A 25008-nucleotide genomic window follows, 5' to 3' on the forward strand; every position below is an offset into this window, starting at 1 on the left:
CGCCCAGACCCGCGCGACCTCGGCCCGCCAGCCCGCCCGGCCGGCCGTGGCCGCCCGCGCGCCGCAGCGCGCAACGCGTGAGGCCGCGGCCAGCCGCGCGCCCCAGCCCGCCCGCGCCCGCACGGTGGTGGCGCCGCAGCCCGTGCGCCCGCGCGCGGTCGAAATGCGCCAGCCCGTGCAGACCCACCCCGCCCGGCCGATCCGCCGCACAGCGGTGGATGCGGCGGGAAACGAGGGGTAGGGCACGGCCGGTAGCCGGGCGTCTTATCCCGGCAACCGCACCAGCGTCTCGATCCACCCGGGCCGGCCCCGCGCCACCAGCACCGGGCAGCGCGACACCTGGCCATAGGCCAGGCTTTCCCGGCCTTCCTCCAGTGCGATCTCCAGCGGAGCATCCGCCCGCAGGCCGATCCGCGCCAGCGGGCTTTCCGCGCCATCGCCGGTCAGCCGCCATTCCGCCGGCGCCAGCCGCCAGCGCAGCGTGGCCTGGGCGAAGGGGCCGTCCAGCCGGTCCAGCACGCGCCATTCGCGGCCCTCCACCGAGACCTGCCGCCGGTGGCGGCACCCGGCGGCATCGCGCGCCCAGTCATCGCCCGCCGCCACCCAGCGCGCGTGCAGAAAACGCGAGACCCGGGGCATCTGGTCCCGCCCGTCGAACTCCACCGTGTTGTGCGCGGCGGTGGAGGGGAAATAATCCAGCCACCAGCCATCCCGGGGCGCGGGGTTGTAGGCGCCGGTGCCGCCATCGCGCAGCAGGTTCAGCGGCCCGTCCCACAGATCCAGATGCAGCAGGTCCGCATGGCCGGGGCGGAAGCGTGGCGGCCCCACCCGCATCACCGCCCGCGCGCCCCCCGCCGACCAGCCGCGATACCCCGCCACGCTCCATTCCGGCGCCGGACCGGCCGCGCCGAACAGCGCCTTGGCCCGCACCAAGCTGCCGCGCGCATCGTCGGGAAATCCGTCGAAGGCCGAGCCGTCCTGATGCCCGATGCGCGGCAGCGCCCCGGTCCGCGGGCAGGTCACCCGCGCCAGAAAGCGCGTGGCCGCCGCTGCCCGGGCCAGGGTGGCGGGCGCGGCGGGCGGGCCGTTCCAGCGGCGGCGCAGGGTCTCGGCGGCTGTCAGCACATCCAGCATCAGCCGGTGATAGGTGGGGCTGGGCTGGGCGAAGCCGCCATCGGGCGCCACCAGCCGGGCCACCACCGCATCCAGCTTGCGTGAGGCCGCGCGCGCGTCGCCCCCCAGCAGCAGGCGGCAGGCCAGCAGCCCGGCGGCCTCACTGACCGGGTGGTTGTTGTCCTGCGCCAGGGCATAGGCGGGGTTGGCCGCGATGCGCCGGGCATGGGCCGCCAGCACCTCCCGCGCCCAGCCCGGCGCCGGGCTGGGCAGGGCCAGCGCCAGATGCAGGGCGCGCAGCGCCGCCTCCTGCCCGCACAGCCAGTTGGGGCCCTGAAAGGGGGGGTTCTCCGCCATCCAGGCGTGGCAGAAGGGCTCCGGGTCCGGCGGCAGATGGGTCCAGCGGTTGGCTTCCCACAGGAGGCGGATATCGGCGCCGGCCAGCGGGTCGGCCAGCGCCACCCCCAGCCGCCGCCCGGCCAGCCAGCGCCCGGGCCCCTTGCCCCAGGCGCCCAGCGCGACCGCGCGCGGGCCCAGCCGATACACGGCATCGGCCAAAAGCCACCAATTCGCTCGCTTTATGGTTGTAGCGCTGGGAGTCTTCACCACCGTTTGATAACATCTGCCGCACGATGATGCAGGTCTTTCGCTTTTTTGTATGCGCGGCTCTGATTCCGGGCCTGGTGCTGGGGCCGGCCGCCGCGCAGCTGCCGGGCGGGGCCATCCTGTCCGCGCCCAGCCTGCCCGCCACGGTGCCGGGCCTGCCGCCCGGACTGCCCGGGGGCGGGGCCATCCCCGCCCTGCCGGGCGGCGCGCAGCAGGATATCCTGCAACGCCTGCTGGATGCCGGGGCCGTCACGCCGGGCCAGCCCCCGGGGCAACCATTGGGGCAAGCGCCGGGCCAGCCCCAGCCGCCGGCCGGCCTGGCGCCCCCGCCCCTGCCTCTCGCCCGCCCTGCGCAGCCCGACGAACCGCTCTCCCCGGCCGAGGCCTTCTTCGCCGCCCGCCTGCCCGTCACCCCGCCGCTGCGCCAGTTCGGCTACGACAGTTTCCGCAACACCATCCCCGGCGCCACCACCGGCGTCGGCTTCGGCGCGGTGCCCGAGGACTATGTGCTGGGCCGCGACGATGAGGTGGTGCTGAATTTCCGGGGCCGCGCCCGCCACGCCGTCTCCGCCCGGGTGAACCGGGAGGGGCAGCTGGTGCTGCCCGACATGCAGCCCATCCCCGCCGCCGGCCGCGCGCTGCGCGACGTGCGCGAGGACCTGTCGGCCCGCACCGCGCGGGATTTCCCGGGCAGCGAGGTGTTCGTCTCCATCGGCCAGCTGCGCCAGGTGGCGGTCTTCGTGGGGGGCGAGGTAGCGCGGCCGGGCATGGTCGTGCTCTCCCCCCTCGCCACCGTGCTGGACGCGCTGATGAGCGCGGGCGGCCCCCGCCGCACCGGCAGCCTGCGCGCCATCCGCGTGGGCGGGCGCGTGGTCGATCTCTACCCCGTCATCGCCGGTGAGGGCGGCCCGCAGCCCGACCTGCGCATCCTGGAAGGCGAGCGCATCCTGGTGCCGCCCGTGGGCGCGCTGGTGGCGATCGGCGGAGAGGTCTCGCGCCCCGGCATCTATGAACTGCCCGCCCGTGCCGCCACCCAGCCCCTGGCCGCCATGCTGGCCCTGGCGGGCGACGCGCTGCGCCCCAGCGGCAACCGCTTCCTGCTGGAAACCACCGACGCCGACGGCCGCCGCAGCTTCCGGGAAATGGCGGCGCGCGACGGGCTGCGCCGGGGCGACGCGCTGCTGGTGCAGCCGGGCGTGGATGCCCAGGCCGGCGGCCTGCGCCTGTCGGGCCATGTCGGCACGCCGTTGACCCGCGCCTCGGCCGGGCGGGGGGCCAGCCTGCGCGGGCTGATCAGCGACCCGCGCATGCTGCGGCCCGACCCCTATATCCGCATGGGCCTGATCTGGCGCGCGGAGGCCCGCACCCGCGTGCGCCGGCTGATGCCCTTCGACCTGGGGCGCATGCTGGCGGGCGGCCCCGACATCCGCCTGCAAGAAGGCGATGAGGTGATCCTGCTGGGCCTGGCGGATGTGCAGTGGCTGGCCAGCCCCGCCGTGCAGCGCGCCCTGCGTGGCGAGGGCGTGGACCCCAGCGCCACCGCGCCCGCCCCGCCGACGGCCCCCGTCCCCGCCGGAACCCCGCCCACCACCCCCATCACCGGCGAGTGCCAGGCCCTGACGCAGCTGGTCGTGGCCGCCCGCAGCGCGCCGCAGCGCTTCGCCCATGCCCGCGCGGCGGGCTTCCCGGATTACGGCACCACCCCCTGCCCGCAGATCTTCATCGACTACCCGAACCTGCTGCCCTTCCTGCTCGACCAGTCCATCCTGCTGCTGGGGGAGGTGCGGCTGCCCGGCCTGTACCCCGTGATGGACAACACCGGCCTGGACGCCGTGCTGGAGGCCGCGGGCCAGGTGACGGATACCGCCGACCTCGCCTCCATCGAATTGTCGCGCGAACCCGCCGAGCAGACCGGCTCCATCCCGCTGAACCGCACCACGCTGGACCTGAATAGCCGCAACTTCGCGGCCATTCGGCTGTCCCCGCGCGACGCCATCCGCATCCCGCGCGGCTTCACCGACCGGGAGGTGGGGCCTGTCACCGTCATGGGCGAATTCCTGCGCCCGGGCGTGTACGACATCCGGCGCGGAGAGCGCCTGTCGGAGCTGATCGCCCGCGCCGGCGGCCTCACGCCCCAGGCCTATCCCTATGGCGCGATCCTGACACGCGACAGCGTGCGCCAGCGCCAGCAGGATGGCTTCGAGCGCACGGCGCGCGAGCTGGAACAGGGGCTGATGCAGGTGGCCGCCGGCCAGGCGGTGGTGGGCGCGCGCAGCAGCACCAGCGATATCGGCGGCGCCATCACGGCGGGGCGCGAGATGGCCGCCGCCCTGCGCCAGGCCCGCGCCGCCGGGCGGCTGGTGGTGGAGGCGAACCCGGTGGTGCTGGCCGGCCGCCCCGAGCTGGACGTGCTGCTGGAACCCGGCGACCTGATCGTGATGCCCAAGCGCCCGAACGAGGTGACGGTGGTGGGCAGCGTGCTGAACCCCGGCAGCCTGCAATTCGCCACCGGCTGGCGCGCCGAACGTTACGTCAACGCCGCCGGCGGGCCGCAGCGCTTCGCCGATACCGCCCGCGCCTTCATCGTGCTGCCCAACGGCACCTCCACCCCCGCCGGGCTGGGCGCCTGGCAGGCGGGCGGGCCGCCAGTCCCGCCGGGCTCCGTCCTCGTCGTGCCGCAAGACCCCTCGCCCTATGAGAACTGGGGCATCCTGCGCGACCTGTCCTCCGTGTTCGGGCAGGTGGCCATCTCGGCGGCGGCACTGGCCGTGATCGCCAGGCAGGGCAGGTGAGGTTGGGCGCGCCGCAGGGGGCTCCGCCCCCTGCACCCCCGCCAGGGGCCACGCGGCCCCTGGACCCGGCAGAAGTTCCGGCTTGCCGGGGAGGGGGCGCTGGCCCCCTCCCCGGCAAGCCGGCTCATGGGATCAAAGGGCCTTTCGGCCCTTTGCGGGGGGTGCAGGGGGGCGGAGCCCTCCTGCGGCTCGCTCTGCCTCTCCTGCTCAGCCTCATGGCCCCGGCGCTCGCCGCCGAGGAGATCGAGCCCACCGGTTCCAACTATGGCGGCATGGGCCTGCTGGAGATGCGCAACGCCCGCATGCGCCCCGATGGCGTGATCGAGAGCGGCGTGGCGTTGCGGCGGCAGCGCAATTTCTGGTTCCTGAACTGGCAGGCGCTGCCCTTCCTGGAGGCGACCTTCCGCGTGACGGACCGGCTGAACGGCACGCTGGGCCGGGGCCGCAGCACCGACCGCGCCTTCGACCTGCGCGCGCGCCTCTGGACCGAGAACGACTGGCGCCCCGCCCTGGCGGTGGGGGTGCAGGATGTGATCGGCACAGGCATTTATTCCGGCGAGTATATCGTCGCCAGCAAGCGCTTCTGGGGGGTGGATGCCAGCCTGGGGCTGGGCTGGGGGCGGCTGGCCAGCGGGGGGGATGTGCGCAACCCGCTGGGCATCGGGTTTTCCGCCATCAACACCCGGCCGCGCGATGTGGGGGCGGGGGGCGTGCCGAACCTGACCTCTCTGTTCCGCGGGCCGCGCGCGGGGGTGTTCGGCGGGCTGGAATGGAATGTGCCGGCGGTGGCGACCCCGGTGGGGGAGCTGTCGGGCGTGAGCGTGAAGGTGGAATATTCCGCCGACGCGCTGCGGGACGAGCGCGGCGGCTATCCCGCGCGCACCACCGGGCTGCGGGGGGTGGCGGCCAGCCGTGTGAACGCGGGCGTGCAGTGGCGCAACGAGTATCTCGATCTCGGCGCTTCCTTTGTGCATGGCACGGATCTGCTGGTGCGGGCATCGTTGCGGATGGACCCGCACGACCCGCCGCGCGTGCTGGAACGCCCGGTGCCACCCATGGCCCCGCGCCCCGCGCCGGTCGCGGAATTCACCAACCGCAGCGTCGCCGCCGCCCTGTTTCCCGCCCTGCGCGGCGCGGGGTTCGAGCCGCTGGCGCTGGACATCCGGGGCGAGGAAGCGGTGATCACCCTGGGCGGCGGGCGTTTCCGCACCTTGCCGCGCCTGGCCGGGCGGGTGGCGCGCGCGGCGCAGCCGCACTTGCCCGGCCAGGTGGAGCGCCTGTTGCTGGTGTGGGAGCAGGACGGCGCGGTGGTGGCGCGGCTGCGGCTGATGCGCGGCACGCTGGAACAGGCCGCGCGCGGCCATGGCAGCGCGGAGGAGGTCTTCGCCGCCGCCGAGCTGTTGCCCGCCATGCCCGAGCCCGGCGGCTGGCGCCCCCCGCCCCCGCGCTGGAGCTGGGGCATCGAGCCGCGCGTGAACCTACAGGTGGGCGACCCCCAGGCCAGCTTCCGCTACGCGCTGGGCGTGGCCGCGGGCGGCCGGGTGGAGGTGGGGGCGGGCATCGCGCTGGCGGGCAGCGTGCAGCGGACCCTGGCGCAGAACCTGGATGGCGGCCTGCCCAGCAATTCGCGCCTGCCGCATGTGCGCAGCGATTTCGCCCGCTATGCCCGGCTGGGGGAGACCAGCATCCCGGCCCTGTATGCCGAGCGGCTGTGGAACCCCGCGCCCGACTGGTACGCGCGCGTCACCGCGGGCCTGCTGGAGCCCATGTTCGCGGGCGTTTCGGGTGAGGTGCTGTGGCGGCCGCAAGGGTCTTCGCTGGCGCTGGGGCTGGACCTGGCCTGGGTGGCGCAGCGTGGCTACCGGCAGCGGTTCTCCACGCTGGGGTATCAGACCGTGACGGGCCATGCCTCGGTGTATTGGGACACGCCGTGGTGGAATATCTTCACGGTGGTGCGGGCGGGGCGGTACCTGGCCGGGGATTGGGGCGTGACGCTGGAGGCCGGGCGGCGCTTCGACAACGGCATCGAGATCGGCGGTTTCGCCACCTTCACCACCGTGCCGTTCAGCCGGTTCGGGGAGGGCAGCTTCGACAAGGGCATCTATGTGCGGGTGCCCTTCGACGTGTTCGGGCCGGAAACGCGGACGCGCGCGGCGCTGAACCTGCGGCCGGTGCAGCGCGACGGCGGGCAGCGGCTGGGGGTGGACAACCCGCTGTGGGACGTGTCGCGGGAAGGCCGGGCGGAGGCGCTGGGGCGGGGGTATATGGGGTTCGGGCGGTGAAGGCCGCCAGCATGCGCATCCTGGCCTGCGTCCTCGCGCTGCTGGCCTCGGGCTGCACCACCCGCATCACCGGCCTGCGCTATGAAGGGGTCGATCTGCCCGACCGCCTTCCCCCTCTGCGGGCCTTTCACTCATGGACGGAGCGGGTTCCGGGTGTGCTGGTGCGCCTTTCCTCCAGCCAGAATTGGTGGGCCTTGCATGATAGCGACCGCGCGCCCCCCAATCTTGCTCCCCAAGCGGCGCGTTGCCGTGACGGCGAGCGTGACGAACTGTTCAGCCTGCGCACCAACGACGCCTGGACGACGGCCGATCCGGCCAACATGCCCCCCACGCCCCCGGGCCGCTTCCGGTACTGGGTCTGGCTGCCGCTGATCACCGAACCGTGGAAGTCCTATCGTTCCACCTATGTCGCGCACGATCTGCGCAGCGACACAGACGATATCTGCCTGCAATTGCTCGGCAGCTATGACATGCTCAGCCCGTTCCGTAGCAATACCGTGCTGGTGCCGGCCGCGGACATCCGCCGCGCCGCACGGGCGGTTCCGCCACCCTGAAGGGAAACGCGGCCACGCCCGGCGTCAGCCCGCGCGAAACCGCGCAACCTAGCCGCATATCAGACTGAAGAATTTTCGGAGAGCAGGGGGGCAATGGCCCTCAAGCCATTGAAACACCTGGTGGAGCCAATCGGAATCGAACCGACGACCTCTTGAATGCCATTCAAGCGCTCTCCCAACTGAGCTATGGCCCCACCGGGTGTGGGCGGGCTAATAGCGTCCCTCGCAGCACCCCGCAACCCCTTCCCCCGAACCTTTTGCACCTCTACCCTGCATGGCAGAACAGCGTGAGGTTTCGTCCCATGGGCAAGGTATACCCGGACGCCAAGGCCGCCATGGCGGGCCTGCTGCGTGACGGCCAAATGATTCTTTCCGGCGGCTTCGGCCTGTGCGGCATTCCCGCCGCCCTGATCGACGCCATCGTCGAATCCGGGGTCACGGGCCTGACGGTCGTCTCGAACAACGCCGGCATCGACGATGTGGGGCTGGGCAAGCTGCTGCGCACCCATCAGATCAAGAAGATGATCGCCAGCTATGTGGGCGAGAACAACGAGTTCGAGCGCCAGTTCCTGGCCGGAGAGCTGGAGGTGGAGTTCAACCCCCAGGGCACGCTGGCCGAACGCTGCCGCGCCGGCGGCGCGGGCATCCCGGCCTTCTACACCAAGACCGGCGTCGGCACCGCGGTGGCCGAGGGCAAGCCCACCGCCGTGTTCGATGGCGAGACGTACCTGCAGGAACGCGGCATCGTGGGCGACATCGCCATCGTCCATGCCTGGATGGGCGATACCGAGGGCAACCTGATCTATCGCCACACCGCGCGGAACTTCAACCCGGTGATGGCCACCGCCGGCCGCGTCACGGTCGCGCAGGTGGAACACCTGGTCCCGGCCGGGGAGCTGGACCCGGACAACATCCACACCCCCGGCATTTTCGTGAAGCGCATCGTCGAACTGCCCAAGGGGTATGAGAAGCTGATCGAAAAGCGCACCACCCGCCCCCGCAACGCCGCCTGAGCCAGGAGAAAACGCATGGCCTGGAACCGTGACCAGATGGCTGCCCGCGCGGCGCGCGAGCTGGAGGATGGCTTCTACGTCAACCTCGGCATCGGCATCCCGACGCTGGTGGCCAACCATATCCCCGCCGACATCTCCGTGCAGTTGCAGAGCGAGAACGGCATGCTGGGCATCGGCCCCTTCCCCATCGAGGGGACGGAGGACGCGGACCTGATCAACGCCGGCAAGCAGACCGTCTCCATGCTGCCGACCACCTCCATCTTCTCCTCCGCTGATTCCTTCGGGATGATCCGCGGCGGGCATATCGACCTGTCCATCCTGGGCGCGCTGCAGGTGGCCCAGAACGGCGACCTGGCGAACTGGATGGTGCCGGGCAAGATGGTGAAGGGCATGGGCGGCGCCATGGACCTGGTGGCGGGCGTGAAGCGCGTGATCGTGCTGATGGAACACACCGCCGGCGGCAAGCCCAAGCTGCTGAAGCAATGCGCCCTGCCGCTGACCGGCCAGCGCGTGGTGGATACGCTGGTGACCGACCTCGGCGTGTTCCTGATCGACAAGAAGGGCGACGGCGGCGTGACCCTGATCGAGCTGGCGCACGACGTCTCGCTGGATGAGGTGAAGGCCAAGACCGAGGCCGAGTTCAAGGTGGCGCTGTAACCGGTTTCGGCTTGCCCCGCGCGGGGCAGGCCATACACTGGGTGCAACAAAGAACGCACCCGAGGAACCGCCATGCACCCCATCACCCGCCGTGCCGCCCTGTCCCTGGGCGGCACCGCCCTGGCCGCCCCTGCCCTGGCGCAGGCCTGGCCCGCCCGGCCCATCCGCATCATCGTGCCCTATACGCCCGGCGGCACCACGGATATCGCCACCCGCCTGCTGGCCGAACCGCTCGCCCGCGCCCTGTCCCAGCATGTGGTGGTGGAAAACCGCCCCGGGGCCAACAGCATCGTGGGCGCGGCCGCCACGGCCAGCAGCCCGCCCGATGGCTATACCCTGGCGATGGTGCTGCCCGCCCATGCCGCCAACGCCACCATGCAGGCCGGGCGCCTGCCCTTCGATGCCGTGAACAGCTTCGCGCCCGTGTCGCTCATGGTCACCTCGCCGCTGGTGCTGGCGGGGGCCAAGCAGATTCCGGCGCAGGACCTGCGCGGCTACATGGATTATGTCCGCCGCAATCCGGGGCGGGTGAATTACGGTTCCTCCGGTATCGGCGCCACGGCCCATATGGCCATGGAGATGCTGAAGATGAAAACCGGGCTGCAGATGGAACACGTGCCCTATCGCGGCACCCAGCCCGCATTGGCGGACCTGATGGCGGGCCATATCGGGCTGATGTTCGACACCATCTCCGGCCTCAAGCCGCATTTCGATGCCGGTTCGATCCGCGCGCTGGGCTTCGCCGCCGACGCCCGGCCCAGCTTCGCGCCCAACATCCCGACCCTGGCCGAGGGCGGCGTGCCGGATGTGGTCGCCAGCACCTGGTGCATGCTGCTGGCGCCCGCGGGCACGCCCGCCGCCATCGTCGAGCGCGTCGCCACCGAAACCCGCAAGATCGTGCAGGACCCGGCCATGGCGGCCCGCCTGCATGAGCTGGGCTTTGTCCCCGAGGGGCTGGACCCCGAGCGCACCGCCACCTTCCTGCGCAGCGAGGTGGAGCGCTGGGGCGCCGTGATCCGCGCGGCCGATATCCGCGCGGAATAGCGCGCGGCCTCAGCCCGCGATTTCGAACATCCCCTCCACCTCGCAGGCGGCGTTGCCGGGCAGGCTCGGCACGCCGATCGTGCTGCGGGCGTGGCGGCCGGCATCGCCGAACACCTCCACCGCCAGGTCGGAAGCACCGTTCATCACCACGGGATGGGCGGTGAATTCCGGCGGCGCGGCGATGAAGCCACCCAGGCGGACCACCTTCGTCACGCGGTCCAGGTCGCCGTCACAAGCGGCCTTCAGCTGCGCCAGCACATTCACGAAGCACAGGCGCGCGGCCTCCTTCGCGGTCTCGGGCGCCACCTCGGCGCCGACCTTGCCGACATAGGCGATGGCGCCGTCCTTGAGCGGGATCTGGCCGGAAACGACCACCAGGCTGCCCGTGCGGGTCCAGCCCACATAATTGGCGACCGGCGCGGGGGCCGCGGGCAAGGTGATGCCGAGTTCGGCGAGACGGGCTTCGATGCGGCCGGCCATGGGGCTCTCCAGTCAGAATGAGAGGGAGAGCATACAGGGGTTGGGAAGGTTGGGGAGGGCGCCCCCCTCGGCACCTACCGCCGGGCCGGCGCCTGGCTGCTGGTGCTGGCCGGTTCCTGCCCCAGCCCGAACAGCCCGCGCAGGAAGCCCGGCGTCAGGGTCGAGAGCGGGTTCACCAGCACTTGCGGATCAGCCGCGGGGCCTTGCGCGCGGAAGCTGGTGGCGAACACGCCGCCGCCCGGTTCCGGGCTGAACAGCCGGCCCAGCACGGGCAAATTCCCCAGCATCTGGTTGAACAGATAGGCGGGCACGATCGTGCCCTCGATATCCAGCACATCCACCCCGCGCAGGATGCGCCCGCGCGCGGTCACGCCGAGTGAGGAGGAGATGGCCCGCGCGTCCATCACCGCCAGCACGTCCTCGGTCAGGCTGAACGGCACCGTCATGCGGGCGAAGTTGAGGCCCGAACCGCCTTGCAGCGCGTCCACCAGCCCATACAGCGTCATGGCCTGCAGCACCTTGCCCATGGCGGGGGCGCGGCGGAGGGTGAAGGTTTCCATCTCCGCCATGCCGACCAGCGGGGTGCCGGCGGTGTTGTTCTCCCACGCGCCGGTCACGGAAAGGCGGCCGCCCTCGATCGCCTCGGTGGCGTCGAAGGCGCGCAGCAGGGCGCCGCCGTTTTCCGCCGTCAGGCGCAGGGTGCGGCCCTGGCCGCGCGGGGCGACCGCCAGCTCGAAATTCTCGCCAGAGGCGGCGGTGCGGCCGCGCACATTGGCGCTGCGCAGCACGCTGTGCTCGTCCATCGCGGCGCGCAGCTGCAGGCCCAGCACCTGCTGGGAATTGGTGGTGGTCACGCGGTCGAAGCGCGCCTCCAGCGTCAGCGGCGGCACGGTGGGGGGCTCGGCGCCCTCGGGCGCGGGGGCGGCGTTCCGGTTGCGGCCCAGGATGGGGCGCAGGTCGAAGATCGGGCCGCGCAGGTTCGCCACCCAAGGGGCGCCGGGCTGGGCGGGGGGCCGCACCTCGCCCTGGAAGCGGCTGCCGCCGAACTGGCTTTCCGAGACCTCGTACCGCTCGATCCGGCTGTTGCGGTTGGCCACGGCCCGGCCGCGCAGGGAAAGTTCGAGCACATCCACCCGGCCATTCTCCACGCTGACCAGCCGGTCGCCTTCCAGGCGCAGCACGGCCTCGGCGCTGCCGGGGCTGCCGACATCCTTGCGCCAGCCGGCCACGGGGATGTCCAGCCGCGCGGGCGCCAGGTCCGCCTGCATGAAGACCTGGCCCTGGCCGTTGCGGCGGCGTTCGGTGCGCGCGTTCAGCGCTACGCTGCCGGTCAGGATATCGCCCAGGTCGAAGCCCAGCGTGCGCAGCTGCTCCGCGCTGAGGGTGCCCTGCATGGTTTCGCGCGTGACGATCTGGGTGGGCGCGCCGTTGCGCAGGTCCATGTCCACCGACAGGCGCATGGGCGCGCCCAGCAGGTTGGCGGTGCCGTTGATGCGCAGGCGCTCGGGGTCCACCACCATCTCGGCCGTGCCATTGTCCAGCGCCTGGCCCAGCAGGATGCGCGGGATGGCCAGGCCCGTGATGCGGCTTTCGGCGCGCACGCGCAGGGCCTCGTTCGGGATGTCCTTCAGCAGCGGGAAGGCCAGGGTGAAGCGGGTGTTCTGCTGGCCGGCGGCCACCGTCAGGTCCAGCGGCCGGCGCTCGAACAGTTTCAGGCGCGGGTGGCGCAGCACCGAGACCAGATCGGGCAGCGAGCCCTGGATCTGGAAGGCCATGTCGGCGAACTGGTCTTCGTCTTGCAGGCCGGTGAAGCGCAGGGTGGCGCTGGGCACCTCCACCCCGGTCAGGGTGCCGTCGGCGCGGGTCTGGCGGCCGCCCTCCGTCGTCAGGGTCACGGCATCCAGCGTGAATTCGGCATTGCCGCTGACACCCTGGATGGGCGGCACCGGGCGCAGCCAATGCACGGTGGCGCCCACCACCCGGGCCTGGCCTTCCAGCCGCGTCAGCCGCGGCTCACCCGCATCCGGCAGGGTCAGGCCGAAGCGCCAGACGCCGCCGCTGATCACGCCATTCGTCAGGTTTTCCGTGATCCAGCCGCGCGTGCCGCCGCCCAGCCCCTGCGGCCACAGGCGCGGCAGGTCCTGGAAGGCCACGCCGTCGAGGCCGAGGGTGAGCTCGGCGCGCCAGCCATCATCCGCCCGCATCGCCTGGCCGGAGGCATTGAGGGTGGTGGGCTGGGCCTCCGGCCGGGGCGGGGCCAGGCGGATCCAGGCCTCGGCCAGGCGCAGGTGGTCCTGCTCGGCGAAGATGTCGAGCAGCGCCTCCTGGCCCAGCACGCCGGCGCCCGCGCCCAGCAGCGGCGCGCGCACCGGCAGGCGCAGCCGGGCGGCGGTCAGCGCGATGGCGGGCGCGCCCTCACTCATCGAGACGGCGAAGGAGCCGCTGGCCTGCGCCCCCTGCACCACCCCGCCGCCGACATTGTCCAGCACCCGCTGGCGGGTCTCGGGCGCCATGGAGGCCGGCCACAACCCGCCGAGGCGCGACAGGTCCAGCACGGCCACCTCGGCGGTGGCGGTGGCGGTCCAGTGGTCGCCTTCACGCCGGGCATGGCCCTGGGCGAAGATGGGCAGCTGAGCGGCCCCGGCCTCACCCAGCACGGCGCGGGCCTCGCGCAGTTCCACTTCCTCGGCCGACAGGCCCAGGCGCAGGTCGATCTGCTGGAAGGGCAGTTGCCCGCCCGCCCGCGGCCGCCAGATGCCGGGGCCGGAGGTGAGGTGCAGCGCCAGCACGCGGGGCACCAGGGCGCGGTCCACCTCCACCCCGGCAGAGAGGTTCAGGCTCGCCTCCAGCTCCGCCAGCGGGGCGAGCGGCGGGGCGAGGCCCGAGATGATGGCCGGGTGCAGCGCCTGGGCCTGCAGCACGATGTGGTGCGGGGCCTGGCCCTCGGCCCCCGCGGCGTTGAGGGTGAGGGGGATGGTCTCGCCCAGCAGTTCCAGGCTGGCCTGGCCCTCGGCCTCCAGCCCGCCCTGGGGCGGGCGCCGGGCGGAGAGGGCGAGGCCCGAGAGCGCGAGCGGCGGGTGGTCGGGGCTTTCGGCCAGCTCCACCCGGCCGTCGCGCAGTTCCAGCCGGCGCAGGGCCAGGTGGCGGGCGCCCTCATCCGGCGCGGCCATCCAGGGGGCCAGCGGGTCGGCGGGCACGGTGTCGGTGGGGTCGCCGGGGGGCATGGCCGTGGGGTCGATCCGCGCGACGGGCGATTGCAGCTCGATGGTGCTGGGAGCGATCTCTCCGCGCAGCAGGGCGGGCAGGGAGAGCTGGACCAGCGCGCGGTCCACGCTGGCGGTGACGCCGGGCATGGCGAAGCGCACGGCATCCAGCCGCAGGGAGGGCAGGGCGCCGGCGCCGCGCGACCAGCCTTCCCAGGCCAGGAAGGCGCGGGCGGCGGTGACCTGGCCGCCGCCGGGCAGGGTGATGCCGGCTTCCAGGCGCTGTTGCAGCCAGGGCAGTTCGAGCGGCCCGCGCGACAGGCGCCAGGCGAGGGCGGCAGCCCCCATGCCGGCCAGCAGCGTCAGCGCCATGACGGCGCGCAGCGCGAGGCGGATGGCGCGGTGCCAGGTGGGGTGCGAGCGGGCGCGGGCGCGCCGGGGGGCGGGTTTGGGCTCGGGTTCGGGCGCGGGCGGGCGGGCGGGGCGGGGGGCGCGGAAGATCAGGAACGGCTTGCGCGCGGCGGCCGGGATGGAGGTGGGGGGCGGTTGCGGGGCCGCGTCTTCCGGGGCCGGGGCGGCTTCGGGCGGCTCCTCGGGGGCGGGCGGGGGTTCGGGGGCCTCGGGCGGCGGCGCTGTTTCGGCAGCCGGTTCAGGCTCAGGGGGCTGTTCCGGTTCGGCGGCCTGCGCGGTTGGCGCCGTCTCGGGCTCGGCCACCGGAGATGCTTCCGGTTCCTCGATCTCGGCGGCTTCTTCAGCGGGCGCCTCGTCGGGCACGCCTGCAAGGGCAGGCGCTTCTTCCATCTCGGCAGCCGGGCCAGGCTCCACGGCCTCTTCGGCCGCTGCCTCCGGTTCATGCGCTGGTGCCTTATCGGCTACCGACGGCTGCTCCGGTTCCTCAGCCTCGACAGCCGATTGAGGTTCCACGGCCTCTTCGGCCGACGCCTCCGGCAAGTCCTCATCGGCAACTGGAGCTTCCGGTTCCCCAGCCTCGACGGCCGATTGAGGTTCCGCGGCCTCTTCGGCCGACGCCTCCGGCAAGCCGGTGTGAATGGTCGGCTCGGGCTCGGGCTCGGGCTCGGGCTCGGGCTCGGGCTCGGGCTCGGGCTCGGGAGCCAGTTCAGGCTGCGCGGCCTCCTCGGCAACCGACGGCGCCTCTGGTTCCTGAACCTCGACAGCCGGTTCGGGCGCCGCGGCTTCTGCGGCTGGCACCTCCGGCACGTCTTCATCGATAAACGGAGCTTCCGGTTCCTCAGGCTCGGGCGGCAGTTCGGCTTCTTCGGCGGCCGGCGGCAGCTCAGGTTGCTCAGCCTCGATAACCGGTTCGGATGCCGCCACTTCTTCGGCCGGTGCCTCGGGCACGCCTTCATCGGCGGCCGGAAGCGCCTCCGCATCCTCTGCCTCGACAGCCGATTGAGGTTCTACAGCCTCTTCGGCCGGCGCCTCCGGCAAGTCGGCATGGGCGGCAAGTTCAGGCTCGGCGGGCTGTTCGGCTTCCGGAGCAACCGGCGGCAGTTCCGGTTCCTCAACTTCGACAGCCAGTTCGGGCTCCGGCACATCATCGGCAACCGGCAATTCCGGTTCCCTGGCCTCGATAGGCGGTTCGGATGCCGCCACTTCTTCGGCCGGCGCCTCGGGCACGCCTTCATCGGCGGCCGGGAGCGCCTCAGCTTCCTCTGCCTCGACGGCCGATTGAGGTTCTACGGCCTCTTCGGCCGGCGCCTCCGGCAAGGCGGCAAGTTCAGGCTCGGGGGGCTGTTCGGTTGCCTCGGCAACCAGCGGCAGTTGCGGTTCCTCGGCCTCGATAGCCGGCTCAGGCTCGCAGGGCGGTTCTGGCTGCTCGGCGTCCTCGGCAGCCGGAAGTGCCTCCGGTTCCTCGATCTCGGCGACAGGGTCCGGCGCGGCAACCTCTTGGGCTGCCGGCTCAGGCAAGCCCTCATCAGCGACAACCGGCGACGGCTCCGGTTCCTCCGCCTCGACAGGCAGCGCCGGCTCTGGGGCCGGTTCCGCGATCTCGACAGTCGGTTCGGGCTCCGGCGCCTCCTCGGCAACCGGCAATTCCGGTTCCCTGGCCTCGACAGCCAGCTCAGGCTCCACCGCCTCCCCGGCCAGCGCCGCGCCGAGCAACTCTTCGTCAGCGGGCGGCGGCGGCGGCTCCGCCACCGATTCGACCACCGGCGGCACGGGTTCCGGCGCGGGGCGGGCCTTGGCGCGCCCGAACAGCGGCAGCCCGCCGCGGATGGCCGGGGGCCGCGCCGTCACGGTGGGCGGCACGGCCCGTGCCGTCACGGGCGGCCGCTCCATCGACACGGCTGGCGGGGCCAGGGGCCGCTCCACCGGCGGGGCCACACGCGCCGGCTCCGGCGGCGCGGGCGCGGCCACGGGCGGCACCACCACCACCGGCGCCACCACGGGCGGCGCCACCACCGGCTCCACCGCCTTCGCCGCCCCGCGCCCACGGCCGAACACTGGCAGCTTTTGCGGCGCCAGACGCTTCGGATCAGGGGGGTCGGCTTGACCTGTCATCAATCCCTCGTTCCCATCACTCCCGATGCTGCGCAACCCCTCCCCGCCCCGTCCCTTGCCGCCCGCCTTCGATCCGGAGGCCCTGGCCCTCACCCTCGAACATCTGCGCGAGGGCGACGCCCCGCAACGCGCCCTGGCCGACAGCGCGCAGGCCCAGCCCTGGATCGCGGCCCTGGCCGGCCACAGCCCCTATCTGGCCGAACTGTTGCAGCGAGAGGCGGAGCTGTTCCAGCGCTTCCTGGCCAAAGGGCCGGAGGACGCGTTCAAGCTCTGCCTCGCGCCGCTGAAGCGCGTGGCGGCGGGTACGCCGCGCGCGGCGCTCGGCGCGCTGCTGCGCCAGGTGAAGCGCCGCGCCGCCCTCGTCATCGCCGCCGCCGACATCAGCGGCCAATGGCCGCTGGACCGCGTGACGGGCGCCCTCTCCACCCTCGCGGAGGAATGCCTCCAGGCCGCCTGCCGTCACCTGCTGCGCACCGCCGTGGAACGCGGGGAATTGAAGCGGGTTGCCGCGCGCGGCGCGAAAGGCTGCGGCCTCGTCATTCTGGGCATGGGCAAGTTCGGCGCGCGGGAGCTGAACTATTCCTCCGACATCGACCTGATCGTGATGTTCGACCCGGAGGCCGCGATCGACCCCGATGAGGCCCAGCACGCCTATGTGCGCATCGCCCGCGACCTGGTGCGGCTGATGGAGGAACGCACGGCGGAGGGCTATGTCTTCCGCACCGACCTGCGCCTGCGCCCCGATCCCTCGGCCACGCCACTGGCCGTGCCCATCCTGTCCGCCATTTCCTATTACGAGAGCATGGGCGCCACCTGGGAACGCGCGGCCATGATCAAGGCGCGCCCGGTGGCGGGCGACATCGCGGCGGGCGAGGCCTTCCTGAACGAGATCCGCCCCTTCGTCTGGCGCCGCCACCTGGATTTCGCGGCCCTGGCGGACATCCATTCGATCAAGCGCCAGATCCATGAACACCAGGCGGACAAGAAGGGCGCGCACGACCGCATCCAGGTGCCCGGCCACAACGTGAAGCTGGGGCGCGGCGGCATCCGGGAAATCGAGTTCACCGCCCAGGCGCTGCAACTGATCTGGGGCGGGCGGGACCCGGCGCTGCGCAACCCCACCACCCTGGGCGCGCTGACCGCGCTGGTCACGGCCGGCAAGCTGGACCGCGCGGCACTGGCCGGCCTGTCCGATGCCTATGTCTTCCTGCGGGAGCTGGAACACCGACTGCAGATGATCGAGGACCGCCAGACCCACCAGATGCCGGAGGACGAGGCCGGCATCGCCCGCATCGCCAGCCTGATGGGCTATCCGAACGCGGAGGCGCTGGGCCAGGACATGACCCGCCGCATGGCGGTGGTGGAGGCGCACTACACCCGCGTGTTCGAGGGCATCGTGGGCGTGCGCCATGGCGGCGAGTTCACCATGCCCACCGGCCCGGACGACGCGCCGGAGGCCGTGGCGCGGCTGCAGGCGCTGGGCTTCAAGGACGGCGCCAGCGCCCTGGCCATGCTGCGCGGCTGGGAGCAGGGCCGGGTGCGCGCCACCCGCAGCGACCGCGCGCGCATGCTGTTGCAGGGCCTGCTGCCCAGCCTGCTGGAAACCTTCGCCCAGCAGGCCGAACCCGACCACGTGCTGGCGCGCTTCGACGCCATGCTGGCCCGGCTGCCGGTGGGCGTGCAGATCCTGTCGCTGATGGCGCGCAACCCCATGCTGCTGCAACGGGTGGCGAACATTTTGGGCGCGGCGCCCTATCTGGCGGACCACCTGGCCAACGCGCCCGCCGCCTTCGAGGCGCTGCTGGGCCACGACCCCGCCGCCCCCCTGCCGGTGGCCGCCCTGGTGCGGGACGCCCGGCATTTCGAGGAAGCGCTGGACAGCGCCCGCCGCCTGGCCACCGAGCGCCGGTTCGAGATCGACACCGCCATGCTGGAAGGCCGGCTGACGGCGGATGAGGCGGGGGGGCTGCGCTCCGGCATGGCGGATGCCGTGATCGGCGCCATCATGCCCGCCGTGGCCGAGGAATTCGCCATCCGCCACGGCCGGATCGAGGGCGGGTCGCTGGCCATGCTGGCGCTCGGCAAGCTCGGCGGGCGGGAGATGCTGCCGCGCTCGGACCTCGACATCGTGCTGCTGTATGAGCACGCGGAGGATGCGGAGGCGTCCTCGGGCGGGACGAAATCGCTCGCACCCAGCGAATATTTCATCCGGCTGTCGCACCAAGTGGTGGCGGCGCTGTCGGCCCCGGGGGCGGAGGGTAAGCTGTTCGACGTGGACATGCGGCTGCGCCCCACTGGCAACAAGGGGCCGGTGGCCACCCGCCTGGCCAGCTTCAGCCGCTATCACGCCGAGGAAAGCTGGACGTGGGAGCGCATGGCGCTGCTGCGCGGCCGGGTGGTGGGCGGGGAGCCCGCCTTCCGCGCCCGGGTGGAGGCGGCGCTGCGCGTGGCCCAGCTGCGCCCCCTGCCGCCCGGCAAGGCCTTGGCGGATGCGGCCGCCATGCGCGGGCGCATGCTGCGCGACCTGCCGCCCGAGGGCGCGTGGGACCTGAAAGCCATGCCCGGCGGCATGATCGAGGTGGAGTTCATCGCCCAGGCGTTGACGCTGGAACACGCGCCGCACCAGCCCGGCCTGCTGGTGGGCAACACCAAGGCCGCGCTGACGGCCCTGGGCGCGGCCGGGCTGCTGCCGGAACACGAGACCCTGGTGCGGGCCGAGACGCTGTGGCGCACCCTGCTGGGCCTGCGCCGGCTGATGGCACCAGGCCCGCGCGACGCGGCGCTCTCCGCCGCCGCCGAGGCCGCGCTGCTGTATGGCGCGGGCCAGGTGCTGGGCCGGCAACCCGTTGACCTTCCGGCATTGCGGACACAGATCGAGGAACACGCGGCGGCGGTGCGGGCGGCCTTCATCCGCCATATCGGCCGCCCCGAAGCAGGAGAGACCCCATGACCGAAGCCCCTGGCCCCCATATCGGTGACGAAGCCCCCGCCTTCACCCTGACCGCCAGCGGCGGGCGGGAAGTGTCCTCCGCCGCGCTGAAGGGAGCGCCCTATCTGCTGTATTTCTACCCCAAGGCGAACACGCCCGGCTGCACCACCCAGGCCTGCGGCATCCAGGAAGCCCTGCCGGCGCTGGGCAAGGCGAAGCTGACCGTGATCGGGGTCTCGCCCGACCCGATGCCGCCGATCGAGAAGTTCGCCGCCAAGTACAAGCTGGAATTCCCGCTGGCCTCGGACGAGGACCACAAGGTGGCCGAGGCCTATAACGTGTGGGTCGAGAAATCCATGTACGGCAAGACCTATATGGGCATGGAGCGGTCGAGCTTCCTGGTCGGCGCGGATGGGAAGATCGCGAAGGTGTGGCGCAAGGTGAAGCCGGATGCGCATGCCGCCGAAGTGATGAAGGCAGTCGCGGCACTTTAAGCTTTCATTCATTTTCATGAGAGACAGGCCGCGCGGCCTGCCTCACCATGCTCCTGGAGACAGGAGTATCCGCCCCCATGTCCATGAGCCTGAGCCTGGTGAACCTGGGGGCGGATGGCTGGCCCGGGGCCCCCTCGCCCCCGGAAGGCCGCACGAGCTACACCAGCCAAGCGCTGTCGGGCGATGGGCGTTTTCTGCTGCTGAGCAGTTCAGCCGCGGCGATCGCCGGCACGCCACGTGACAATGCCTCCTCGGGCATGTGGGGCGATCCTTACAATTCTCCGATCTATCCCCTCGAAATCTATCTGGTCGATACGCTGGAAGGCACGAGCCGCCTGGTCACGCCCGGCAACTACGCCGTGGGCAACGCCCGCCTTTCCACCGACGGCGGCATCGTGCTGTTCGAAGCCTCGCCATGGCCGACCGCGCTGGACCCCGCGGCCAATGTGTCTGGCGCCACCAGCACCCGGCTTTTCTTCTGGCACGCGGAAAGCGGCGCCGTGCAGGCGCTGGCCATCGACCCGGCGCTGATCGACGGGGCCACCGGAGCGACCTACAGCGGCTCCTCCGCCGATCTGAACCATGTCTTCATGACGACGATCATCGGGAACATCTCGACGCTGTGGCGCTACGACGTCACCACCGGCACGACCCTTCGCATCCTGGATGCGCCGCCGTACCCGACATCCTCCGGCTACACGAATGGCGGACCCTTCACCGCGGCGGAATCGGCCGATGGCCGTTATGTGGTGTTCGCCAGCAGCGCCATGTTCGATCCGCGCGACACGAACGCCTATTCGGACATCTTCCGCTACGACACCCTGACCGGCACGCTGCGGCATGTCTCCCACACCGCGGCCGGCGGCTACGCGGTGCAGGGCGGCACCTACATCCTGTCGAACACCAATGTCGGCCCGACCGTCTCGGTGGATGGGCGCTACGTCGTCTACATGGGGGGCGGGCCGGGCGCGTCCACACCCCAGGTGTGGCTGTGGGACGCGCTGACCGACACCAGCACCGAGGTCAGCCGCACCCCCAGCGGCAACGCGACCTATGGCGTGGCCAATGCGGTGATCTCCGCCGATGGGCGCTTCGTCGCCTACAGCGCGCAGGAATCCCGTGCCATTCCAGGGATGCTGCTGGGTGCCTGGAACAACTTCCTGTACGACCAGCAGACCGGTACGACGACGCTGCTGGACCCGGCGCGCTACGGTACCTCCTCCGTCCTCGGCTTCTCGGCCGACAGCAAAGCGCTGATCTTCACGACACCGCTTCCGCTGCTGCCCGGCGACACGGACCTCACGGTGGACCTCTACCGCCTGTTCCTCCACGGCGACACCACCGCCCCCACCCTGGCCATCACCAGCAGCGACAGCGACCTTACGCGCGGTGAGACCGCCACCATCACCTTCGCCTTCTCCGAACTCGTGGGCGGCTTCACCCTGGCGGACGTCGCACTGGCGGGCGGCACGCTGTCCGATCTCTGGACCGCCGACAGCGTCACCTGGACCGCCCGCTTCACCCCCACGCCGGGCTGGCACGGCACCGCCGCCTTCATCGTGCTGGGCGGCGCCTATCACGACCTGATCGGCAATTCCGGCACCTCCGCCGGGTTGAACCAGGCGGTGGCCACCGATGTGCTGGGCGCCACGCCCATCCTGTTCTCCGTCACCACCGACACCGGCACGGCGGGGGATTTCATCACCGGCGACGGCACGCTGGTGCTGCATGGCCAGGCGGGGGCGCTGCGGGGCGTGCAGGTCTCGCTGGCGGGCGGCGGGTCGCTGGGCACCACCATCGCGGACATGAACGGGCAATGGAGCCTGGACCTGACCGGCGCGCCCTTCGCCCCGGGCCTCTACACGCTGCATGTCACGGCCGATGACGGCGCGGGCGGCAGTCTCGCGGCCGCACAGGATACGGTGCTGCTGGTCACGGCCAGCGAGGTCCAGCCGCATCTCGCCCCCGACCACGGCACCACCCGGGCGCTGGGCGGGGGCGCCACGCTGCACCTCGGCGGCGGCAGCCACCTGGTGCTGCTGGATGGCGGCGGCAACAGCCTGACCTTGGGCGAGGGCCAGAACTTCGTCATGTCCGGCCATGCGGGCGGCACCACCATCACCGCCGGCAATGGCGGGCTGGGGCTGGAGCTGCTGGGCTGGAACAACACCATCGCCACCGGCTCCGGCGACGACCAGGTGTGGGCGGGCATGGGCATGTCCCTCATCAGCACCGGGGCGGGCAACGACACGGTATGGCTCGGTGCCTCCGGCGCGTCGCAGGTCGATGCCGGCGCGGGAAACGACACCATCTACACCGGCGGCGCGCTGGGCGACGTGCTGCGCGGCGGGGCGGGCGACGACCAGTATGTGGTGCGCAGCATCACCACCCAGGTGATCGAGAACGCGGGCGAAGGCACGGACACGGTCTGGGTGGGGGTGGAGGGCTTCGCCATGCCCGCGAATGTGGAGGTGGCGCGCCTGATCGAGGCGGTGCGCAACTTCACCGGCGGCGCGGGCAACGAGACCATCGTCGCCAACCAATCCCCCGGCGCTGGCGCCGCGCTGGATGGGGGCGCGGGGGATGACATGCTCTACGGCTCGGCGGGCGCGGATGTGCTGACCGGCGGCGCGGGCAACGACGTGCTGTTCAGCTATGGCGGCGCGGACCGCTATGTCTTCGGGGCCGGCTGGGGGCAGGACACGATCTGGGGGTGGGAGGCGGGGCAGAAGCTCGATGTCTCGGGGCTGGGCCTTGGCTTCGCGGACGTGGTGCAGGTGGCGGGCGACGCGATGGTGCGCGTGCTGCTCGGCGCCAACGGTTTCGACATCCACGGCGCCACCGCCGTAACTATCGGGGATTTCATCTTCTAGCCTTGCTTCCGCCACAAGCGCCGGGAATGCTCAGGGCACCTTCACGAAACCGTGATGGCGCCCACCCCAAGCCGCCGGAAATCCGACGCATGCCCCTCTCCTTCCCCCGCCGCTGGCTCGCCGCCCTGGCCATCGCGCTTCCCTGCCTGGCCGCCATCGCCACCCCTGCCCAGGCCCAGCGCCGCGACGGGCGCGTCGGCTATCGCGGTGCCGCCGAGATCTGGCAGGTGGAGGAAAATGGCCGCTTCCACCGCTGCTTCGCCCTGTTCCCCGGCCCCGGCGGCGGCGCGCGCATCTTCTTCACCCGTGACCGCGAATACCTCATCACCACCCCTGACGTACCGCCGCAGCGCGGCCTGCTGACCATGGCGATCAACACGCCGCGCGGCATCATCGGCTTGGATGCGCGCCGCGTCGGCCCGGCCAACGCCCCGCAGCGCGTGCTGGCGCCGCTGACCGGCATGCAGGCATCGCAGATGCTGGACATCCGCCGCGACTTCACCTTCACGGTCGATACGCGCAGCTTCCGCTATCCGCTGGGCAACGCGACCATGGCTGACATCTTCGAATCGCTGGAAAGCTGCACCAACAGCGGCTCCGGCTGGCACCGGTAGGCCAACGGTCACACAACTCCCGCACTCATCCACTTGAACCCCGCGCCGATCCCCCGCATGCCTGCCGCCATACGGGAGTCATGACGCATGCTGATCGGTGTGGTGGGCCCTTCGGGCGCGGGGAAGGACACGGTGATGGCCGGCCTGCGGGAGGCCCTGCGCGATGACCCGCGCTTCGTCTTCGCCCGCCGCGCCATCACCCGCCCCGCCGATGCGGGCGGGGAGGACCATGAGGCCCTGACCGAGGCCGAATTCGCCCGCCGCGACTTCGCCCTGCAATGGCGGGCCCATGGCCTGCTCTACGGCATCCCCCGCGCCATCGAGGCCGATCTGGCCCAGGGCCGCGTGGTGCTGGCCAACCTCTCCCGCACGGTGCTGGAGGAAGCGGCGGCGCGCTACCCCTTCGCGGTGCTGCACATCACGGCCTCGGCCGCGCTGCGCGCCGCGCGCCTGGCCGCCCGCGGGCGTGAGGGCGCGGAGGACATCGCCGCCCGCCTGGCCCGCGAGGCCCCGCTGCCCCCCGGCCTGCGCGTGCTGACGGTGATGAACGACACCACCCCTGAGGCCGCCATCGCGGTGGCCAGAAATTCTCTTGCATCGCTGCCGAGGCCGTGACATGTCAGCGGCATGTCCATGGTCTTGCCGCTTGAGGCCCCCCAGTCCCTGACCGAACAGGCCGTGCGCCAATTGCGCCGGGACATCATCGCGACCGAGCTGCCCCCGGGCGCCAGCCTGTCGGAGGCCACGCTCTCCGCCGCCATGGGCCTGGGCAAGGCGCCGATCCGCGCGGCCCTCGCCCGTCTGGCCGACGAAGGGCTGGTCGCCGCCCTGCCGCGCCGGGGCTGGGTCGTCTCCCTCGTCACCATCCGCGACATCCATGAAGTGTTCGACCTGCGCCTGCTGCTGGAACCCGAGGCCGCCCGCCGCGCCGCCGGCCGCGTGGATGCCGAGCACCTGAAGCGCCTGGATGCCGTCTGCGCCGCCGGCTATCAGCCCGGCAACGGTGACAGCGCCATCGACTTCCTGGAAGCCAACCGCCGCTTCCATGTCACGGTCGCCGAACTCTCGGGCAATGCGCGCCTGGCGCGGCAATTGGGCCGCCTGCTGGACGAAAGCACCCGCATGCTGGTGATGGGCCTGATGCGCCGCGACCGCAGCGGCGAGATGGCCCATGAGCATGAGGAGCTGATCGCGGCCCTGGCCCTGGGCAGGGCCGAGGAAGCCGCCCGCATCATGCACGAACAGGTCGATGCCAGCCGCCGGATGGTGCTGGCCGCTTTGACTTCGCCGGAACTGGGGATTTCCGTATGAACATGATTCGCCCGCGCATGGCCCTGAACGCCATGCTCGCCACCATCGACGAGGCCTGCCGGACCCCGCTGGAAGGCCGGGAGCAGCGCGTGGCCGCCGCCATCGCCGCCCATGTGGACGACCCGGAGCTGCTGGCCGATGTCGCCTGCCCGGAATGCCCGGACCACTACATCCGCCACCTGCTGCATGATGGCGGCGATTACGGCGTGGTCGCGCTGGTGTGGCGCCCGGGCCAGATGTCGCCGATCCATGCGCACAAAAGCTGGTGCGCCTTCGGCGTGCACCGCGGCATCATGACCGAGCACTACTACGCCCCGGGCGACACCCCGGCCCTGACCGCCGCCCACCTGCGCTTCCCCGGCGATGTCAGCCACGGCCCCGCCTGCGACGACCTGATCCACCGCCTGGCCAATTGCTGCTCGGAGACGGCGATCTCCATCCATGTCTACGGCCTGCCCTTCGAGCGCTTCTCGAAAGACCTCAACCTGATCCTTGCGTGAATTCCCGGTAAGCCACAGTC

Annotated in this window: 17 protein-coding genes and 1 tRNA gene; 14 read left to right on the top strand and 4 right to left on the bottom strand. The window is 72.0% G+C overall.

Annotated features, from left to right (window positions below):
• Positions 1–241: hypothetical protein (locus GT007_RS11225; protein WP_201451887.1), on the top strand; the 241-nt coding region annotated here is incomplete at its 5' end.
• 23 nt (positions 242–264) lie between these two features.
• Here GT007_RS11225 and GT007_RS11230 read toward each other — a convergent pair.
• Positions 265–1671, bottom strand: a complete 1407-nt coding sequence (locus tag GT007_RS11230; RefSeq protein ID WP_236571613.1) for a heparinase II/III family protein — start codon at positions 1669–1671, stop codon at positions 265–267.
• Between the two features lie 125 nt (positions 1672–1796).
• On the opposite strand from GT007_RS11230, the gene GT007_RS11235 reads away from it, so the two are divergent.
• From GT007_RS11235 to GT007_RS11245, 3 genes are all read left to right on the top strand, one after another.
• Positions 1797–4511 (top strand): SLBB domain-containing protein, encoded by a 2715-nt coding sequence (locus tag GT007_RS11235; RefSeq protein ID WP_268894553.1) that lies wholly within the window; start codon positions 1797–1799, stop codon positions 4509–4511.
• 215 nt (positions 4512–4726) lie between these two features.
• Positions 4727–6793, top strand: a complete 2067-nt coding sequence (locus GT007_RS11240) for a YjbH domain-containing protein (RefSeq protein ID WP_160121708.1) — start codon at positions 4727–4729, stop codon at positions 6791–6793.
• An 11-nt stretch (positions 6794–6804) separates the two neighbouring features.
• Positions 6805–7347 (top strand): hypothetical protein, encoded by a 543-nt coding sequence (locus tag GT007_RS11245; RefSeq protein ID WP_160121709.1) that lies wholly within the window; start codon positions 6805–6807, stop codon positions 7345–7347.
• 118 nt (positions 7348–7465) lie between these two features.
• Here the strand turns inward: GT007_RS11245 and GT007_RS11250 are convergent.
• A tRNA-Ala gene (locus tag GT007_RS11250) sits at positions 7466–7541 on the bottom strand.
• 108 nt (positions 7542–7649) lie between these two features.
• On the opposite strand from GT007_RS11250, the gene GT007_RS11255 reads away from it, so the two are divergent.
• The 3 genes from GT007_RS11255 (at position 7650) to GT007_RS11265 (ending at position 10061) form a co-directional block, all read left to right on the top strand.
• Positions 7650–8360: a CoA transferase subunit A gene (locus GT007_RS11255; protein ID WP_160121710.1), complete on the top strand. Its 711-nt coding sequence runs from the start codon at positions 7650–7652 to the stop codon at positions 8358–8360.
• A 15-nt stretch (positions 8361–8375) separates the two neighbouring features.
• Positions 8376–9017 carry a 3-oxoacid CoA-transferase subunit B gene (locus tag GT007_RS11260; RefSeq protein ID WP_160121711.1) on the top strand — a complete coding sequence of 214 codons (642 nt, stop codon included), beginning with the start codon at positions 8376–8378 and terminating at the stop codon, positions 9015–9017.
• Between the two features lie 72 nt (positions 9018–9089).
• Positions 9090–10061, top strand: a complete 972-nt coding sequence (locus tag GT007_RS11265) for a tripartite tricarboxylate transporter substrate binding protein (RefSeq protein WP_160121712.1) — start codon at positions 9090–9092, stop codon at positions 10059–10061.
• Positions 10062–10070: 9 nt separating this feature from the next.
• Here the strand turns inward: GT007_RS11265 and GT007_RS11270 are convergent, their stop codons facing one another.
• Positions 10071–10541, bottom strand: a complete 471-nt coding sequence (locus GT007_RS11270; protein WP_160121713.1) for a RidA family protein — start codon at positions 10539–10541, stop codon at positions 10071–10073.
• A 74-nt stretch (positions 10542–10615) separates the two neighbouring features.
• A complete protein-coding gene (locus GT007_RS11275) occupies positions 10616–16267 on the bottom strand; it encodes a YhdP family protein (protein ID WP_160121714.1) in 5652 nt (1883 codons plus the stop codon).
• Between the two features lie 25 nt (positions 16268–16292).
• On the opposite strand from GT007_RS11275, the gene GT007_RS11280 reads away from it, so the two are divergent.
• The 7 genes from GT007_RS11280 to GT007_RS11310 all read left to right on the top strand — a co-directional run bounded on the left by GT007_RS11280 (position 16293) and on the right by GT007_RS11310 (position 24988).
• Positions 16293–19217, top strand: coding sequence for a bifunctional [glutamine synthetase] adenylyltransferase/[glutamine synthetase]-adenylyl-L-tyrosine phosphorylase (locus GT007_RS11280; RefSeq protein WP_160121715.1), 2925 nt, complete (start codon positions 16293–16295; stop codon positions 19215–19217).
• Complete coding sequence (gene bcp, locus GT007_RS11285) at positions 19214–19690, top strand: thioredoxin-dependent thiol peroxidase (protein ID WP_160121716.1); 477 nt, start codon at positions 19214–19216, stop codon at positions 19688–19690. The genes GT007_RS11280 and bcp overlap by 4 nt, the downstream gene beginning before the upstream one ends.
• 77 nt (positions 19691–19767) lie before the next feature.
• The gene (locus tag GT007_RS11290) at positions 19768–22563 is read left to right on the top strand and encodes an Ig-like domain-containing protein (protein ID WP_160121717.1); all 2796 of its coding nucleotides are present in this window, start codon (positions 19768–19770) and stop codon (positions 22561–22563) included.
• A gap of 89 nt (positions 22564–22652) precedes the next feature.
• A complete protein-coding gene (locus tag GT007_RS11295) occupies positions 22653–23177 on the top strand; it encodes a hypothetical protein (protein ID WP_160121718.1) in 525 nt (174 codons plus the stop codon).
• 87 nt (positions 23178–23264) lie between these two features.
• The gene (gene phnN / locus GT007_RS11300; RefSeq protein ID WP_160121719.1) at positions 23265–23792 is read left to right on the top strand and encodes a phosphonate metabolism protein/1,5-bisphosphokinase (PRPP-forming) PhnN; all 528 of its coding nucleotides are present in this window, start codon (positions 23265–23267) and stop codon (positions 23790–23792) included.
• 12 nt (positions 23793–23804) lie between these two features.
• A complete protein-coding gene (locus GT007_RS11305; RefSeq protein ID WP_160121720.1) occupies positions 23805–24488 on the top strand; it encodes a GntR family transcriptional regulator in 684 nt (227 codons plus the stop codon).
• Positions 24485–24988: a cysteine dioxygenase family protein gene (locus GT007_RS11310; RefSeq protein ID WP_160121721.1), complete on the top strand. Its 504-nt coding sequence runs from the start codon at positions 24485–24487 to the stop codon at positions 24986–24988. Before GT007_RS11305 ends, GT007_RS11310 begins: the two co-directional genes overlap by 4 nt.
• Positions 24989–25008 lie beyond the last annotated feature (20 nt).

The organism is Rhodovarius lipocyclicus (assembly GCF_009900765.1).
Classification (GTDB): Bacteria; Pseudomonadota; Alphaproteobacteria; order Acetobacterales; family Acetobacteraceae; genus Rhodovarius; species Rhodovarius lipocyclicus.